Here is a 16794-nt window from a genome sequence, read left to right as displayed (position 1 = left end):
CCGACAGCAAGGGTTCAGGCCGCGCCGACCGGCCGCGCGGGGCGCGTGTGGTGCCACACCAGCAGCGCGGCGCAGGCCGCAATGGCCGGACCGCTCAGCAGCACGGATTTTTGCAGCACCAGGAAGGCCAAGATCAGACGCAGCAGGATTTCACCGCCGGTGATCGGCCGCGCCTCGTACCGGGCCAGAACACTGGCTAGCAGGTACAGCGCGATGGATACCCGCAGGGCAACAAAGGCAAGTCCGGCCAGATCGATGGTGCCGTCATATCCCGGCAGATACCTGCCTGCTCCCGAGTGCGGGTTCAGCTGCGCCGCCTCGATCAGAAGAAGTTCGGGATAAAAGGCAAAGATGAACGGGATCACGAAGATCACCACCCCGGCGCGCACGGCGGCCAGACCGGTACGCATCGGATCAGCCTTGGTGATGGACGAGGCCGCAAACGCGGCCACGGCGACGGGTGGGGTAATCGCCGAGGCGACCGCGAAATAGAACACGAACATGTTGGCGGTGAAATTGGCGATACCAAGGCCGACCAGCATCGGCCCCATCAAAAGCGCGACGTTGATATAGGCGGGAACGGTCGGCATGCCCATGCCAAGAATGATGGCCATGATCATCGTGCCTAGCAGGGCCAGGAACAGGAACGCCGAACTTTCCCCAACCAGCCCGTTGGAGGCGCGCAGCCACGCAAGGATATCAACCGCGATATAATTCGAAAGCCCGGTGAAATTCAGGCAGAAGTCGATGACCGAAACGGCTAGGAACATCAGGTAAAGCCGGCTGACCAGAATGCCCGCATCCGCCAGAGCAGAGATGATTTTCTGCGGCGCCTGACGAATTTCGCGATCCAGAAAAAACAGCACCAGCAAAAGTGCCGCGGCCCACCACCCGGCCGAGCCCGCATCGCCCGCCGAGTTCTGAACCAGTTGGAGAAGCCAAGGCAGGTTTTCTGCCCTGCACCCATGTTCGGACAGGATTTGCGTCACCCCCCACAGCCCGGCCAGCGGGCCACAGCCAATGGCCTCTTTCGGGGTCAGCAAAAGGACAAGGATCAGCAGGATGGGCAGGAATATCATCAGCAGGTGGATCCTGTCCTCGCGGCTCATCCGCATGTCATCGGTGACCTCACCGACCGCTTCGATCCCCTGTTTGCGCGCCTGGAACACAACCGTCAGGAACAGGCAGCCGAAATATGCAACCGCCGGCAGCGTCGCCGCGATGATCACTTCGCGGTAGGGTACCACCGTCATCGCCGACAGGACAAAGGCCGCCACGCCCATCACCGGCGGCATGATCTGGCCACCGGACGAGGCCGCGGCCTCGATCCCGCCGGCGAATGTGCGCGAAAACCCGCGTTTGAGCATCATTGGAATGGTCAGAACACCGGTCGACAACACGTTGACCACGGGCCCGCCCGAGATGGTGCCGAACATGGCCGAAGACACGATGGCCGCATGGGCCGGGCCGCCGCGCATCCGGCGTGTCCACAGGAACGCGATCTTGATCAGGGATCGCCCGCCTGCCGAAACGCCGAACAGTGACCCCAGCACGATATAGGGAAAGACCGTGTTCATCAGGATGCCCATGAACCGGCCCAGCAGGCCCTGGGCGTTGTTGACCAGGATGTCCTGAATATTGGGGCGCCCGTCGATCAGCTGGCGCGGTTCACCGCCCAGTTTGGTCACGAGATATTTGTTGATGTCGTCGGCGCCGATCACATACCAGATCAGCACCGTCAGCAGGGTATAGGACGCGATCAGGATCGCCACCGCCACAAGGGGAAAACCCCAGACCCGCACGTTGTATCCAAGGAACACTGCAATCGCCAAAGCCATCAGCGGAAAAATCCACACCCCAAGCGTTCTGATGCAGCTGGGATCATCGACACTTGTCGGCGGGGGCAGCCCCATGGATTCATTGAATTCGATCTCTTCCTGCAGGGCCCTAGCGATCAGTTCGGCGCGTTCGCCGGTGAACTGATCGATCAGGCAGACGCTGTCGATTTCGATGAGATAGGCCGCCGCGATGACGAGGGCCATGACCACAAGCGCGATATCCATGACCAGCCCGAACCGGCACAGGGCCGGGGCGCGACCGCGTTCACGAAAGTCGCGGGCAAAGGAGTTCTCGATCGCCACGATGGTCATCATGACAACAAACACGGCCGGAAACAGGTATTCATAGCTGAAGCGGCGCAGCACAACCCCTTCGCCAAAGGCCGACTTGACCCAGGCATCAAGGCCCGGAAAAGACGGCATGGTGTTCATCAGCCCAACGATCACAAGCAGCAGGCCCAGCACGAAGGCGAATTTGCGCAGTAAGCTCCGCGCCGGGGCGGACAAGGCAGATGACATTGGGGGGCTCCTGACCGGAAAGGCGAACGGCCGGGCGGATCACGCCGCCCAGCCGCTTTGTCTGGTCTTTACTTGGCGCAATCGGGCACGGTTACGCCCGCTTCCTCCCATGCGGCAACGGCGCCGGGATGGTAGGGAACCGGGTTGACGCCGCAAAAGCCCGATGCCGACGGGTCAAGATTTCCGATGCCGACGTTCTTCATGTAAAGCGTCTTGGCCTTCAGCTGTTCGATCGTCTTGATGTATTCGGCGGTCAGGGCCTTGGCCAATTCAAAGGACATGTCCTTGTTCACCACATCGGTAAAGGCCGTTCCCATGCCCCGGAATGTGCCGTCTTCGGAAATCATGCGAATGCCTTTGCCTTCTTCATACCCCATGTCATCCCATGCCACGACGATGGGAACGTTGCCCGGCGCGTTGAAGATTTTCTGATATGCATCGCCTTCGAAGACATCCTTGGGGGTGGAGATGATCACCACGTTCCCGGCCGCCTGCATCGTGACAGCGCGCGCCGACGGGAACGTCAGCGGAAAGACAAAGGCGTCCATCGATCCATCGACCAGCAATGTCGGCAACTGGCCCCAATTGGCCTGATGACCGGTGTAGTCTTCACCGTCTTTTAATCCGGCCGCAAGAAAGATGGCCTGGCGTGCATTCACAAGGGCCGCGCCGCGCGGCGGACCGTTCCATACGTTTTTCCCCTTAAGATCGTCCCAACCATCAATGCCCTCACTTTCCAGTGCAAGCAGGCCATAGGCCCCGGCATTATAAGGATAGAGCGCCCGCAGGTTTGCTGCCAGTGCAGCGCCCTGTTCGCCCTGTTTGGAATAGGGGCCACGCCCCTTGGCCATCAGAAAGCCAAGGATCAGCGGCATTGCGGCAATGTCGGTCCGGCCTTCGGCGACGTTCAGCACCGAATTGGTCAGCGTCTGACCCTCTTGCACCTGCAGATTTGCAATACCGGCGGCTGATGCGATCTGGGCCATGTGCAGGACCGAAACATGCGGGCTGTTGCCCGGGCTCGAGGTTTCAGCCGTCAGGTTCGCCTGTGCCGAGGCGGTGCCCGCCGATAGTATCGACGCAAGGCCAAGTGTGGCCAGTGTCCTGGTAAAGTATTTCATTGGTGTCCTCCCATTTCATTTGATGTTGCGGTTCCCTCCCCCAGGCCCCGCATGTTTTAGCCGCCGGTTGTATGCTTCTTGTTCGGGGCTTTTTTCCCGCGATAGTGAACGGTCAGTTCAAGCGGGGTGTCGTTTTCATCATAGACGCCGATCACCACGCCGCGCTTGCGGGTCTTGGTGCGCATGTCGATCAGTTGTTGTTCGCTGCGGGTGGTGCGTTGTGATTGACGACGCGCCCAGGCGAACAGTTTGTCATACATCCCGGCGATCACGTCCGCATGGTCGGCGCTGTCGCCCAGATCGGTCAGTTCAAGCGGATCGTTTTCCAGATCGAACAGCATCGGCCGGTGCCCGCCTTCGAAATGCATCAGCTTCCATTTCTTGTCGGCCACCATGAACATGACCGCATCGCGCACGGATATGTCGTTGAGATGCGCGACGGGGGTGCCGGAAAAGTCATATTCGCAGATCACGTAGTCGCGTTTCGTTTCCGTCGCCGTTCCATGCAGCAGGGGCAGCAGGCTCTCACCTTCGAGGATATGCGTGGCCGGTTCGCCGCCTGCGACCTCGACAAAGGTGGGGGCGAAATCGATGCATTCGACCAGCGCGTCGCAGACTGTGCCGCGCGTCGCATCTGCCTGGGGCGACGGGTCGTAGATGATCAGGGGCACGCGGGTCGAGGTGTCGTGAAAAAACGTCTTTTCCCCCATCCAGTGATCGCCCAGAAAATCGCCGTGATCCGAGGTGAGGACGATCATGGTGTCATCCATCCGCCCGGTGTCTTCCAGCCATTTGAACAGGCGGCCCATCTGGTCGTCGGCCTGTTTGATCAGGCCCATATAGGCGGGGATCACCGCATCGCGCACGTCCTGGCGCGAAAAGGTTTCGCCGACCTTGGTATCCATGAACGCCTTGAACACCGGATGGGCATTCTGGCGCTCACTGTCCGAGCGGTTGACCGGCAGGACATGTTCGGGCCCGTACATCGAGGCATAGGGTTCAGGCACGATATAGGGCCAGTGTGGCTTGATAAAGGACAGGTGACAGCACCACGGGCCGTCATGGGTCTCCATGAACTCGATCCCGCGCCCTGTGAGATAGGGCGTTTCGCTGTGCTCCTCGGCGATGTTGGCGGCTTCGGTCGAATTTTTCAGGAACCAGCCTGAAAGAACATTGCCATCTTCGTCGAGGCCCGAGTTGGCAAAGTCGTGCCAGGGGTTGTCGCTGTCGTATCCCTTGGCCCTGAGCCATTTGTTATACTCTTTCGCGCCATCCGGATCATATGACCCATCCGGCCCTTCGGGCAGCATCCCGTCGTCGCGTTCGAATATATCGAACCCGCATTCAGACACCCGCGCACCGATGATGGAATCCGGCGCCAGGCCCAGTCGCGCCATACCTTCGACATCCGCGCGCATATGGGTCTTGCCCACAAGGTAACAATCCATGCCGGAGTTGCGCAGGTGGTCCCCCATGGTCATTTCACCGACCTTGAGCGGGATCCCGTTCCACGACGCGCCGTGCGAATGCACGTAGCGCCCGGTATAGGTGCTCATCCGCGACGAACCGCAGATCGGAGACTGGATATAGGCGCGGGTAAAGCGCACGCCCTTGTCTGCCAACTTGTCGATATTGGGCGTGTCCAGATGCGGATGCCCATAACAACTCAGATAATCCCAGCGTAGCTGGTCGAACATGATGAAAAGAATGTTCCTGGGTGTGCCCATGTCATGCTTCAGCCCCCCGACGGCCAGGATATTTCCCCTGTTTACCGGTCCGAGTGACGTTTCCTCCCTGATCCCGTCCGGGCAAGGTTAACATCGGGACAGGCGCGCTCGTAATGCTTTTTCATGCAAGGCTATAACAATTCGGCTATATATCCGCCGGGGTTTTTCAACTCAATCACCTCGGTTCGGATCATGTCCATCAGCAAATGCGCCGACGCGCTGGCATTTTGGCCGGACGACGTGGTCAGCCCGACGGCCCCGGTCAGCTCTGCTGCGGCGACATCCAACCGGCAGACCCGGTTTTCAGAAAGTTCACGGTGCATCGCACCAAGGGGCTGACAGACAACCGCATCGGATATGGTCAGGTAGGTCCGCGCAAATTCGAATGAGATGGTTTCGATCAAGTTGGTAAAACGCGACAATCCCTGAGAGATGACGAACCGGTCAATTTCGGCGCGGATGATCGTTCCGGGGATCGGCATGACGACCTGATACTGGTCAATATCATGGACCGTCACGTTCCTGGCCCCGTCGAGCGGATGACCGGCCCGGACGAAAAAGACCAGCGGTTCGCTGAACAGATGTTCGAAATTCAAACCTTCCATGTGATCGGCGGCCAACAACCGGCCAAACCCGAAATCAACAGTCCCGTCCCGCAGATTTTGGTGCAGCCCGCCGCCAGTTGTCGCCAAAAAGGTCAGATCGATGGCCGGGTAGAGCGCTTTGAACCGCTGCACGGCGCCGGGCATCACCATGCGTACAACGTTGGGCAGCACATAGGCCACGACCCGCTGACCGGCCAGATGGCCGCGCATCGTTTCAAGACCGCGATCCACCTGCCCCAACCCGTTGGACACATAAGCATAAAGCGTATTGCCCGCGTCATTCAGGGTCAGCCCGGTCGAGGTGCGGTCAAAAAGCGGGTTGCCCAGTTCATCCTCCAACTCGCGGATGGAACGTGAAACACTGGGCTGCACGGTGCCCATGGTTTCGGCCGCGCGCGACACCGAGCCACAGCGCGCCACCGCAAGAAAACAACGCAGATGCCGCATTCTGATCCGGCGCGAAATCATGTCTGTGATCCTCTTCCCTACGGGTTACGCGCGCGACACTGGCGGGACTTGCCTTCACCCCCGCCGTCGGTACGGTGTGGTTCCAAGGCATCATTGAAAGGCGCGCGATGCAATCCTCCAATATCAGCGATACCGAGGCCTATACACGGTTTGACCATTTCTTTGTCTACGGCGTGCGGTCCCTGTCGAGGGTGGTGGGCATGCGGCGGCTGACAAAACCGTTCTGGAACCGCTGGCGCGCCGGGGATGTGGACGACGATGTGCTGTTCGACTTTCTGAATTCCATCCGCAGCCTTGATGACTGGCCGGATGCGGCCGAGCGGATGCTGGAAAAGGCCGAGGCGGAATTGGCGGCGCAGCGGAGCCTTATGGATCGCGTCGCCGAGATCCGCGCGCTGCGCCGGTTGTCTTACATGACCAACCTGGCCCATTGGGGCATCCTGCCGATCAACGCACAGAAACGCGCCTGTTATATCCGGTCACGCGATGCCTATATCGAGGCCGAAACACTTGCCTTTGCAGAGCGATACAAACGCATCGACATCCCGTGGGGCGGGCAGGTCTTTCATGGGAATTTGCACCTTCCCCGCGTGACGCCCGCCCCGCTGGTGATCCTTGTGCACGGCATCGACGGCTGCAAGGAGGAACATCTGGCCACCGAACTGGCCATGGTTGAGGCCGGGCTAGCGGTTCTTGCCTTTGATGGCCCCGGACAGGCCGAGGCGTTTCTGCTGGACGGAAAACTCTGGACACCGCGATTTCACGAGGTGATCAGTGCCGCCATCGACGCGGTAACAGGGCCCTACGTAGACACGCAGAACGTGGGGGTCATGGGGATGAGCATTGGCGCGCTGTGGACCTATGAAGCGGCGGCGCGCGATCCCCGCATCACCGCCATTTACGATCTTGGGGCGCCGATCAACACCGAGGCGTTCGCGCGGATCCCCTTCATCATCAAAAGCAAACTTTGCCAGATCACCGGCGCCCGCACCGATGGCGAAATTCGCGAGGTTCTTGCGCAGACCTATATCGACAAACCCGACATCCTGCGCCGCATCGGGGCCGCGGTGCGGATCGTGCATGGCACCAGGGATCGGGTCGTCGCGCTCGCCGACAAGGAGTGGCTGCGAGACACGTTTCATAATCTGGACGTAGTGCGCGATCTGTCCATGCGGGTGATCGAAAACGGCGATCATTGCTGTACCGGGGACATTCCGGAAATCCGCCGCGACATGGCCGGGTTCTTCAGGGCACAGCTTCCAGTTCCAAGGGACGCCTCGAAAGGCGATTGAAGAGAAGCGCACCCACCCCGGCGAGGGCGGCCCCCGCCGCCACATCCGCGATGAAATGCTGATGCGTCACAAGCGTGGATGCCGCTATGCCCAACGCCCAAAGGGCCAGCGCCCCGTTGCGCGCCCATTGACCGGCCGCCATCATCGCCATGGTGCATGTCATCGACAGCGCCACATGCAGCGATGGGACCGAGTTGTAGGTCAGGTTCACCAGATCGGCGATTTGTATCATGGTCGGCAGATCACCTTCGGGGGTCCGGGTCGGGGCGACCGGCCAGACCAGATAGACCACCCCGGCAAGTGCAATCTCAACGGCAAGGACCAGCGCCAGCGCCCGTACCGCGCTGCGCTCACCCAGCACGAAAAGCGGCAGGATCATCGCCGGCGTGACGGTCATATAGACCCAGGCCGCCGACGGCCAGAATGGTATGGCCGCGTCTGCGGCGATTTCCACTGAGGCCAACGCCCCCTGCCCCGCGCGCAGCCCGGTCAGCCAGTCCGCACCACCATAGACAACCCAGAACCACAGGCCCACCGCCGCGCCGACGCGCATCCGCCAGCCCCGGTCGTTACGCATTCCCATCCTCCGCCTGGGGCAAGGGCCGCGGCCCGGCCCACATCTGACGATAGATCGACCAGAAACTGGGGCTTGGATCGTCCGGTTTGTCGTGATCTGGCAATTCGGTCCAGCACAGCGACGGGTCGCGGTGATGGACAAGGTGATAGTGGTAGTTCAGGAAAATTCCGCGGACCAGCGGATGCACCCGCAGGTTCCATGCGCCCTCTTCCTGATCGAGGGGCGAAAAGGCGTGGTCGGTATATTGCAGGGACGACCAGTTGATCCCGAAGGCCGCGTAACACAGCACCCAGCCCAGCAGCGACAGATCAAGCGCCCAGATCAACGCCGCCTGAACGCTTACCGCGATCAGGATATCCATGCGCACCCGCGATATCGGCACATCGTCCAGCGCCTCGAGAAACTCCTGCGCGCTGGTCTGTTTGGCGAACCAGGCGCCCTTGGCGCCGAACAGATGCCGCCAGCGGATCAGGTCGGCGGTAAAGAAATAGATCACTGCAAATGTTGGCGGCGCAAGCCAGTAGAGCCCGGTCAGGATCGAATACCACTGAACCCGCTTGAGAAGGACGTTTTCGCCGGGCGCGTAATAGTCGAACCGTTCATGTTCGGTGCGGTTGTTGCGGTGATGGGCCAGATGGAACACCCGCTGCAGCGCAAAGGCGGTCGGAAAGAAGGCGGCGATAAAGCGTCCTGCCCCTTCGTTGATCCGCGCATCGGCGTGGAAATGGCGATGTACCGCCTCGTGCATGAGGGCGTACATGGTGTTGTTGAAAAACGAAAACACCAGCGCGGCCAGCAGAATGACGACCCAGCTTTGGGCGTGCGATGCCGTCCAGAGCGCCGCCGCAAGGATCACGACGGTACCGCCCAGGATGGCAAGGTTCAGCCTGCCAGGGATTGCGTGCACGTCAGACATCGGCGGCGTTTTCCTGCTGGCAGAAATAGCGGTAGAGGCTTTGCGAATAGGTGTCAGGGCGTGTCAGTGCCGCCTCGGGCGGGTGCCAGTCCAGCCCGTCGAAAATGCCGAAATCCGCCTCGAAAAACCGTTTGAACAGCCAGCTGGTGACCCGCATCCGCAGCGCGTCGAGCGGTTTTTGAATCTCGCCGGTCGACCCCATGAGCGCACGGGCGATCGTGCCGCCATCGCCGCGCGGAACCACGGACAGGATGACGAAGCTGGGACGCGCGACATCGCTTTCGACCAGCATCATCGATCCGTTCACTGCCATCATCGAGGCGCGGATGTGATCGCCCGACAGCCATTTCACCACACGGTCGCTCAGCGATGTCCCGATCACCCGCGTGAGATAGGAAATGCGAAAGCGTCCGGGAATACCGGTTTCAATCACGGGGTCCTCGCGCAAAACCCGCCCGTGGACCGCAGACAGGTGTTCCATGTCCAGCCCGTTGGCCATCAGGGAATACCAACTGGTGTCGAATTCGAACTGTCCAACATAGCGCGCCATCACCGGGCCGTTTCCGGCGATGGCCGGTTCGGGCAAGGGGGTTTCGCTGCCCCGTGGCCCGATCCAGACAAAAACACCGCCCATATGTTCACGCGCGGTCAGGCGCGGCTGCACCAGTTGCGCCGATTTTCGGCCATCCGGGGTGGTAAAGGCCCCGTCGAACCCGATCAGCCGGTGATGCAGGGCACAGCGCAGGCCGTCCTCTTGCGGGGTGGCATGTTTCAGGTGGCATCCCATATGCGCGCAATGGGCCGCAAAGACAGTGACCTGTCCCGTCGCAGGCGACCGGTAAAGGACATATTCCTGCCCGAACAGGGACCGCGTGATCACCCGCCCGCGCCTGACCTCGCGGCTCCCTGCGAGCATGTACCAGTTGACGGGCAAGGCAGGTGGCGTGAGCTCAGGGGCGCGTTGCCTGTCCTTCATGGAAAGAGGCGCAGCATCCATCACCGGGACGTCATCCGCCCCACGATCCCCCCGATCACAAGGCCGCCCACCGCGGCAGCGGCCAGCATCAGCCACAGGTAGTTGCGGATCGAACTGTCGAGCGGATTGTCGAACATGTTGGCCGAAAAATGCAGGGCCGAAACCTTCCAGCCGTCCTCTTCCCGGACCATCGCGGCGGTCCAGCGCAGCGGTACGGTGAACTCCAGTCCCGCGCGCATCTTGAAGGCGGTGGTCACGTCACCGGCCGCGATACCTGTCTGATCCTGCGCATAGAGGGTTGTCAGGTCATCGACCGCAAAATCGACATCCAGATCGGTGACGATGCTTTCGGACCCTTCCATCATGCGGTCGTAGTAAACGTCCGCCGCCTCCAGACCGCGTACCACTTCGTTATTCATGGCGGTGAAAATCACATCCTCGGTGAAGTAGGTCAGCAGCTTGTCCTTGTCGCGTTCGATAAAGGCACCGATCATCGCGTCGCGCATCGCGCGGATTTCTTCATGTGCCGGGTTTTCCTGTGCCTGCGCGACAGCCGGCAGGAAAAACACCAGAACGGCAGCAAGCCGCCACAAACGGACATATGAACGGATCAAGCCAGACATTTTATCAAACCTCTTTTTTGCAAAACTCACACCTCTTCATAACAAGGAAAGTTCGACTTTTGCGAGATGAAACTGTTCGGGCGGCGGGGCGATTTCCCCATCTTTCCATGTGACTGTGTACAGCGTAGCGCCGTAGTCACGGTGGCGCAGCGCCGAAAGCGTGGGCCATAACGGATCGTCCTGGACAAGGCCCAGCGACACAAAGGAGAATTGCCGCGCCCGCGCCTCGGCCCGTGCGGCGCGCAGCAACGCAAGCGCGCAGGTCGCGTCGTTTCCCGCGACGGTGAAAAACGCAAGATAGGCCATCGGCAACGCCGCCCCAAATGGCGGCAGTTTCGGCAGACCCGTCAGGGGTGAGACAAGATTGACCAATGGACGCGCGCGCGCCAGCCAAGGGTTGTATCCCGTAACCACAAGGCAGCGATACGGGTCTTGCGACCAGAGCGCGGTTGCGCCTGTAATCTCGCCGCTGCGTTCCGCGATCAGGAAATCCCCGATGGAAAGACCCGGCCAGCGATTGGGGGAAAAATCTTCGGTTTCGTCAAGCGCGGGGGCCAGCGGGCGCAAGCGGTTTTCGCGGTTCAGAAAGGCGCGCAGGGCCGGTGCGTCACCGGGCGTGGCGCAGCGGATCGCGTCAGACCCTGAGGCATGCTGCGCGCTGAACGCCAGCGTGTGCAACCGGGCGACAGGTGTGAACGTCGGAAACCCCGGCAGACCCCGTTCCAAAAGCCGTTTGGCAACCCGGTTTTCTGACAGGATCGAGGCCATGTACCACGGTGTTTCCTGCGGGTCGTGCAGATCGCGGCGAAACGCGTCGAACCCGCCCCGCAAAACCGAAGGGCGATGGCGAAACGCATGTGCCAGGCGCAACTGTGCCGCCCAGCCGATGGCGCGGGGCTGACCGTTCCAGTAGCCCGGCAAAACCATGCGCGAGGCCATGCCCGCCAGCGTCCCCCGGTCATTGCGCCCGATCACGGATTGGACCGACCCGGCGGGCGACATCACCCGTGCGCGCGACAGGTCGGAGCGATAGCTGAGCGTGATCCATCCGGGCATATCAGTCTGCGCCAGAAGGCGTTCGATATCACCGAAATCGCCTGGCCCGGCCAGCGCATAGGAAATGTCGGACCCGGTCATGCGACCTTGAGATAGGGCCCCTGCCAGTCGGGATCGCCGAAGGGCAGCATGTGGCGTTTGTTGACCTCACCCCGATGCAACAGGTTGATGATAAAGAAGGCGCGCAACATGGTCATGTCGCCGCGATTTGAGCGGGAAAATCCCCGTCCGGTCATGTTACGCAGGGTATAGAATTTCTTGCGCGCCTCGACACAACGGGCGGTGATCTCTTCGCCCGGCATGCCGCCGGTATCGAAGGGCAAGGTGTTATAGCTATACCGCTCATCCAGCCACCATGCATCGTAATGCAACCGCCCCTCCTGTTCGAGCCTGCGATACAGCGGGGTGCCGGGAAAAGGCGTCAAATGGTTGAAGGCGGCGAGGAAGAAATTTTCGTCCGTGGCGAATTGATAGGCGTTTTCAAACGTCTCGGCCGTTTCCGTGCCATAGCCAAAGATGAAGGTTCCATAGACGCGGATGCCGTGGCGGCGCAGGTTTTCCAGCGCCGGGCCATACCCACCGCCCATGGTGTTGAATTTCTTGCCCATGGCGCGCAGCGTTTCGCGTTCAAGGCTTTCGAACCCGATCAGAACGCCCGCGCACCCGGCCCGCGCGAGGCGCGCAACAAGATCTTCGTTATGGGCGGCGTCGATGCTCATCTGCGTGACCCAGCGCAGGTTCAGACCCTCAAGCCCCTCGGCCAGTTCAGAGGCGTCCGGAATGGATCCGGCGAAATTGTCATCGACGAAAAAGATCAGGTTATGCTTGTCCCGGATTTCGGTGAGTTCGGCGATGATTTCGTCTACGGGGCGGCGGCGGTGGGTTTGGCCAAAAAAGGTCTGGATGGCGCAGAATTCGCAAGGGAACCGGCAGCCGCGCCCGGTTTCGACCAGGCCCAGCGGCAGGTACCGTTTGCCCTGGAACACCGACCTGTCGAACCGAACACCGGCAAGCGAGCGTCGGTCGGTGCCCATATAGCGCGGTTTGAGCGTGCCGTGGGCAGCGTCGTCCAGAACCTCGGGCCAGGCGCTTTCGGCCTCGCCTATGACCACGGCCTCGGCATATTGCGCGACTTCGTCAGGCATCAGCGTGGCGTGGAACCCGCCCATCACCACCGGCACCCCGCGGGCGCGGTATTCGGAGGCGATCTGATAGGCGCGTTTGGCGGTGTAGGTTTCAACCGGAATGGCGACCAGATCGGTGGGCTCATCGAATTCGACCTTTTCCATCCGGTCATCGTAGAATTGCGTTTCGACATGGGCCGGGGTCAGCGCCTTGAGCGCGGCAATGGGCAGGGATTCCATCTGCCATGTGCGCATATAGTTTTCACCGGGGCGGCGCCCGATGGACGGATGGACAAAGGTCACCTTCATGCGGCGTTTCCTTGCGTGATCATCCAGTCGCAGGTGTAATGCGTATCCAGATGCCGCGCGTAGTAGCGATAGCCAAGGTTGGTCAGCATCGCGAGGGGCAACTGGGTGCGCGATTTCATCAGGCGCCGCGCGATATTGGGGGCGGAATAGACCGTTTGCCAGGCATGCACGTGGCCGTCTTCGAGGTCCTGAACGCTCATCCCCTTGGGCTGAAAGACGACGTGCTGACCGTCATAAAGCTCCCAGTCGCGGGTCAGGATGCGCCCTTCGGCTTCGAGTCGGCGATAGAGCGGCGTGCCGGGGAACGGGGTCTGAATGGCAAAGCGGGGCAGATCGATCCCTGCCGAAACGCAAAACTCCACCGTCCGGTCAAACACCGTCGCGTCATCCTCGTCCAGGCCGAACACGAAAGTGCCATAGATCGAAATGCCGCGTTTGTGCAGCGCATCGACCAGCGGGCCGTACCCGTCGGGGTCGTTGAACCCCTTGCGCATCGCCTTGAGCGCGGCCTGCCCCACCGTTTCAAACCCGATCAGCACGCCCGAGCATCCGGACTGCGCCATCAGGTCCATCAATTCTACGTCGCGGCCAATCAGGCTTGTGACCAAGCCGAACCACTTGACGTTCAGCGGGATCAGCGCGGTGAATAATTCGCGCGCATAGGCCCGATCCGATATCAGGTTGAGGTCGATGAAAATGTTGCGCCGCGCGCCGACCTTGCGGATTTCATCGGCAACAAAGGCCGGGGGTTTCTGGAACTGCTTGCGCCCATAGGCCGCTGGCGACACGCAGAATTCGCAGGCATGCGCACAGGCGCGTGTCGCCTCGAACACTGCTTGTGTCAGGTAATGGCGCTTGTTCAGCCGATGACGGTCGGCCACCACGGGCGTTTCGAGGTTGAAATCGGACGGCTGATCATAGCGGGGCTTCATCTGCCCGGCGGCGACATCGCGCAGCAACTGCGGCCATGTCTGCTCAGCGTAACCGGTCACGATCGCATCGGCGTTTTGTGCTGCCTCCTCGGGCACCAGGGTTACATGCGGGCCACCCAGAATGACCGGGATACCCGCCGCCCGGAACCTCGCCGACAACTCATAAGCGCGCGGCGCGGTACCAGTGATGACAGTCATGCCGATCAGATCGGCCTGCAGCGTGTCGGGTATATCCTCGATCCCTTCGTCGATCAGGGTGAACTCGATGTCCATCTCTGGCGGCGCCAATGCGGTCAGCGTCGTCAGTGTCAGCGGCTGATAGCGCAGGGATTTTTTGAAGATACCGCCGGAATGACGATAAAGCGGGCCTTTCGGAGATATCAGCGCGATGCGCATCGAACGGCCACGTGGGGAAATGGGCATGGTTCCAAAAACTCACTCATTCAATTGACGTCCAGAAGACCAGAAAATTGTTCGGGCGACAACAGAACCGGTGGTTTTATGTCTGACAGGCGATGGCCCATTTTCAGCCGCTGGCGGATCAACCGATGCTCCAGGTCGGCCATGAGGACCTGACCGGGCGGGTCCAGCTGGCCCAGCTGTCGCGCATAAGCGTATTGCGGGTTCCGGCACAGGGCCACATCAAGCGCCTGCAATGCCTCGGGCGGAACATGCGCGCCCGACACCAGATCATAGCGCGGGGGCGGCCCCCCCCGTGCGGCCAGCACGCCCGCAAGGTCGCAATCCTGCAGGCAGTCGAGCACAAACGCCTCGGTCAGTTTTTCGCCCACAAGGTCCGAATTGGTTTTGCCCCGTCCGACAAAGCGCAGCATCGGCACGCCGTCGCGTGCCCAGCCGGCGCATTGCACACGGTCCCCGATGGCATAGCGTGCAAAGCCGCCGATGGGGGACACGATCAGGTCATAGGTCGCCCCTTTGGTCAGGTCCTGCATCAGGTGGCATATCCCGCCCTCATCGCGAAATTCCAGCAGGCCGCTCAGGATCGCGGGCACAGGATCTTCAAAGGCCGTGAAAGGCAGCGTGAACAGCCCCTCGGTTGCCAAAAGCCCCTTGCCCTGCAGCGCAACACCCGGCAGACCGGACGCCAGCTGCGCAAAGGGCCGCGCGGCGCTGGCATCGGCCCAAGCGCTGACCAGCGCGAGGTTGGGCCAGATCGCCCCGGGGGTCAGACCGTCCAGCTTCGACAGCGCATCTGCCCGGTCAGGATCGGGCGGCAGTCCCGCAACGCCATCGGCCAGCGCCCGCAGGGCCTTGTCGGGGTCTGCGGCGAGGCTCTCCAGCAACATGGTCAGGAAGGTCGGGCTCCAGACCGAAACAAGGCTCAGATCGCGGGCGCCCAGCAACAGGGCCAAGGTAGCCGTGCGCCACTCCTCGGGATCGGAAATCGCGGCGATCTGCGGCGTGAACAGCAGGTTCGGCGCAAAATGCGGGGCGTATTCCTCGCCGAAATAGGCCAGGTCCGAGGGCAACCCGACCGGCCAGGCACCGATGGGCTCCGGCGCGTGGCGCAAGGCCGGGCTGAGCGCGAAATAGCTGCGTCCGCGCGCGATGCCGGGCCAGGTGTCGACCATATCCCCCAGCCAGGCAATCAGCCCCTGCCGGAACCCGTTCAAGAGCGCAGGGGTCATCGGCACGGGCTTGCGCCCGCCCGAACTGCCGCCCGTCAACTCAACGGCGACGGGCGGGGCCCCGGTCAATGCCGTGCCTTCTCCGGCCATCAAGGCATGAAGCCAGGGCTGAAAATCGGCATGTGTGCGCACGGGGACGGAGTTTCGGAACGCCTCAAGCGGAATGTCTGGGTGAAGGCCGTGATCATCCGCAAAGCGGCTGCCGTGCAGAGCGCCCAGAACGGCGTGCAAAACGTTGCGCTGTGCCGCTTCGGGCGCCGCGAACGCGATCATGTGCCTGTTGCGCAACGCCAGCCCGGCGTCGCGCAAAGCCGCCCACCCGGTCATGCGGCCGCAGCCGTCGCAACGAACATCCGCCGCGCCCGTGGTGTCAGCGCCTCGGGCGCAAGACGGCAGAGGGTCAGCAATTCATCACCCTGCCGATACCCGGGATTCTGCGCAGAAAAAAATGCGGCGAACCGATTGCTGCGCCGGCCTTCGATTTCACCAATGACATGGGTCGGCAATGTCGCGTCCGCGCGGATTGTTCCGGTCGACGGATCGTAGCGATCCCCAAATTTTTCGCGCCCCAATTGGTCCATAAACGCCTGTGTTTCCGGCGGCGTCTCTTGGTCCGGCGACGGGTGATAGGCACGCGAAAACGCCGGGAGGTAACGATAAGTCCTGTGCCCCTTGGTGATCAGCATCCAGTAGAGCGGGCGATCGGGCGCCTCCGCCCAGATGCGCCCGGCCTCGCGCAGCCAGGCGTTAGGCAAGGCCTGAGTACCCCAGTGCTGCGGGTCGATGACCGTGTCTCCCGAATACAAGACCCGGGCTCCGCACTCGGTCTCCATCCGCTCAACCGTTGAAAACCCGACAAGCCGCCCGGCGTCCCGGATCAGAACGGCATAGGATTTGGCCATGAAATCCTGTTCGAACACCCTGAACTGCGTCGGTGCATAACAGGCCCGATAGATCGCATAGGCATCCGATATCAGCGACGTGCTGAAATCTGAGGCGCGCAGGACTTCGGTGGTTAAATTCATGGGCCGGACCAAATTCGGAGTACCCGCAAAACATAGC

14 protein-coding genes are annotated in these 16794 nt (G+C 61.4%); 1 reads left to right on the top strand and 13 read right to left on the bottom strand.

The features are described from left to right. Positions 1-14: 14 nt before the first annotated feature. The 4 genes from ACXYMO_RS17010 to ACXYMO_RS16995 form a co-directional block, all read right to left on the bottom strand. Positions 15-2357 (bottom strand): TRAP transporter fused permease subunit, encoded by a 2343-nt coding sequence (locus ACXYMO_RS17010; protein ID WP_458879930.1) that lies wholly within the window; start codon positions 2355-2357, stop codon positions 15-17. 68 nt (positions 2358-2425) lie between these two features. After that, entirely contained in the window at positions 2426-3478 is a 1053-nt protein-coding gene (locus ACXYMO_RS17005) for a TAXI family TRAP transporter solute-binding subunit (RefSeq protein WP_458879929.1), read from the bottom strand. Positions 3479-3534: 56 nt separating this feature from the next. Next, positions 3535-5205: a sulfatase-like hydrolase/transferase gene (locus ACXYMO_RS17000; protein WP_458879928.1), complete on the bottom strand. Its 1671-nt coding sequence runs from the start codon at positions 5203-5205 to the stop codon at positions 3535-3537. A 131-nt stretch (positions 5206-5336) separates the two neighbouring features. Further along, positions 5337-6278 carry a LysR substrate-binding domain-containing protein gene (locus ACXYMO_RS16995; protein WP_458879927.1) on the bottom strand — a complete coding sequence of 314 codons (942 nt, stop codon included), beginning with the start codon at positions 6276-6278 and terminating at the stop codon, positions 5337-5339. A gap of 107 nt (positions 6279-6385) precedes the next feature. Between ACXYMO_RS16995 and ACXYMO_RS16990 the strand changes: the two genes are divergently transcribed. Further along, positions 6386-7570 carry an alpha/beta hydrolase family protein gene (locus tag ACXYMO_RS16990; RefSeq protein ID WP_458879926.1) on the top strand — a complete coding sequence of 395 codons (1185 nt, stop codon included), beginning with the start codon at positions 6386-6388 and terminating at the stop codon, positions 7568-7570. Here the strand turns inward: ACXYMO_RS16990 and ACXYMO_RS16985 are convergent. Genes ACXYMO_RS16985 through ACXYMO_RS16945 form a run of 9 tightly spaced genes read right to left on the bottom strand, consistent with a single transcriptional unit; the run spans position 7524 to position 16757 of the window. Further along, the gene (locus ACXYMO_RS16985) at positions 7524-8147 is read right to left on the bottom strand and encodes a phosphatase PAP2 family protein (protein WP_458879925.1); all 624 of its coding nucleotides are present in this window, start codon (positions 8145-8147) and stop codon (positions 7524-7526) included. The genes ACXYMO_RS16990 and ACXYMO_RS16985 overlap by 47 nt on opposite strands. Then, positions 8140-9063: a fatty acid desaturase family protein gene (locus tag ACXYMO_RS16980; protein ID WP_458879924.1), complete on the bottom strand. Its 924-nt coding sequence runs from the start codon at positions 9061-9063 to the stop codon at positions 8140-8142. Before ACXYMO_RS16980 ends, ACXYMO_RS16985 begins: the two co-directional genes overlap by 8 nt. Then, on the bottom strand, positions 9056-10039 hold the full coding sequence (locus ACXYMO_RS16975) for a Rieske 2Fe-2S domain-containing protein (RefSeq protein WP_458879923.1): 984 nt from the start codon (positions 10037-10039) through the stop codon (positions 9056-9058). Before ACXYMO_RS16975 ends, ACXYMO_RS16980 begins: the two co-directional genes overlap by 8 nt. Positions 10040-10059: 20 nt before the next feature. Continuing rightward, a complete protein-coding gene (locus tag ACXYMO_RS16970; RefSeq protein WP_458879922.1) occupies positions 10060-10662 on the bottom strand; it encodes a YybH family protein in 603 nt (200 codons plus the stop codon). 36 nt (positions 10663-10698) lie between these two features. Beyond that, entirely contained in the window at positions 10699-11799 is a 1101-nt protein-coding gene (locus ACXYMO_RS16965; RefSeq protein WP_458879921.1) for a hypothetical protein, read from the bottom strand. After that, entirely contained in the window at positions 11796-13151 is a 1356-nt protein-coding gene (locus ACXYMO_RS16960; protein ID WP_458879920.1) for a B12-binding domain-containing radical SAM protein, read from the bottom strand. The genes ACXYMO_RS16965 and ACXYMO_RS16960 overlap by 4 nt, the downstream gene beginning before the upstream one ends. Continuing rightward, complete coding sequence (locus tag ACXYMO_RS16955; RefSeq protein WP_458879919.1) at positions 13148-14506, bottom strand: B12-binding domain-containing radical SAM protein; 1359 nt, start codon at positions 14504-14506, stop codon at positions 13148-13150. Before ACXYMO_RS16955 ends, ACXYMO_RS16960 begins: the two co-directional genes overlap by 4 nt. Positions 14507-14526: 20 nt before the next feature. After that, positions 14527-16059 carry a GH3 family acyl-acid amido synthetase gene (locus ACXYMO_RS16950; protein WP_458879918.1) on the bottom strand — a complete coding sequence of 511 codons (1533 nt, stop codon included), beginning with the start codon at positions 16057-16059 and terminating at the stop codon, positions 14527-14529. Next, a complete protein-coding gene (locus ACXYMO_RS16945) occupies positions 16056-16757 on the bottom strand; it encodes a hypothetical protein (RefSeq protein ID WP_458879917.1) in 702 nt (233 codons plus the stop codon). Before ACXYMO_RS16945 ends, ACXYMO_RS16950 begins: the two co-directional genes overlap by 4 nt. Between the last annotated feature and the right edge of the window lie 37 nt (positions 16758-16794).

The organism is Arenibacterium sp. CAU 1754 (assembly GCF_054482635.1).
This window is presented reverse-complemented; position numbering and strand designations above follow the sequence as displayed.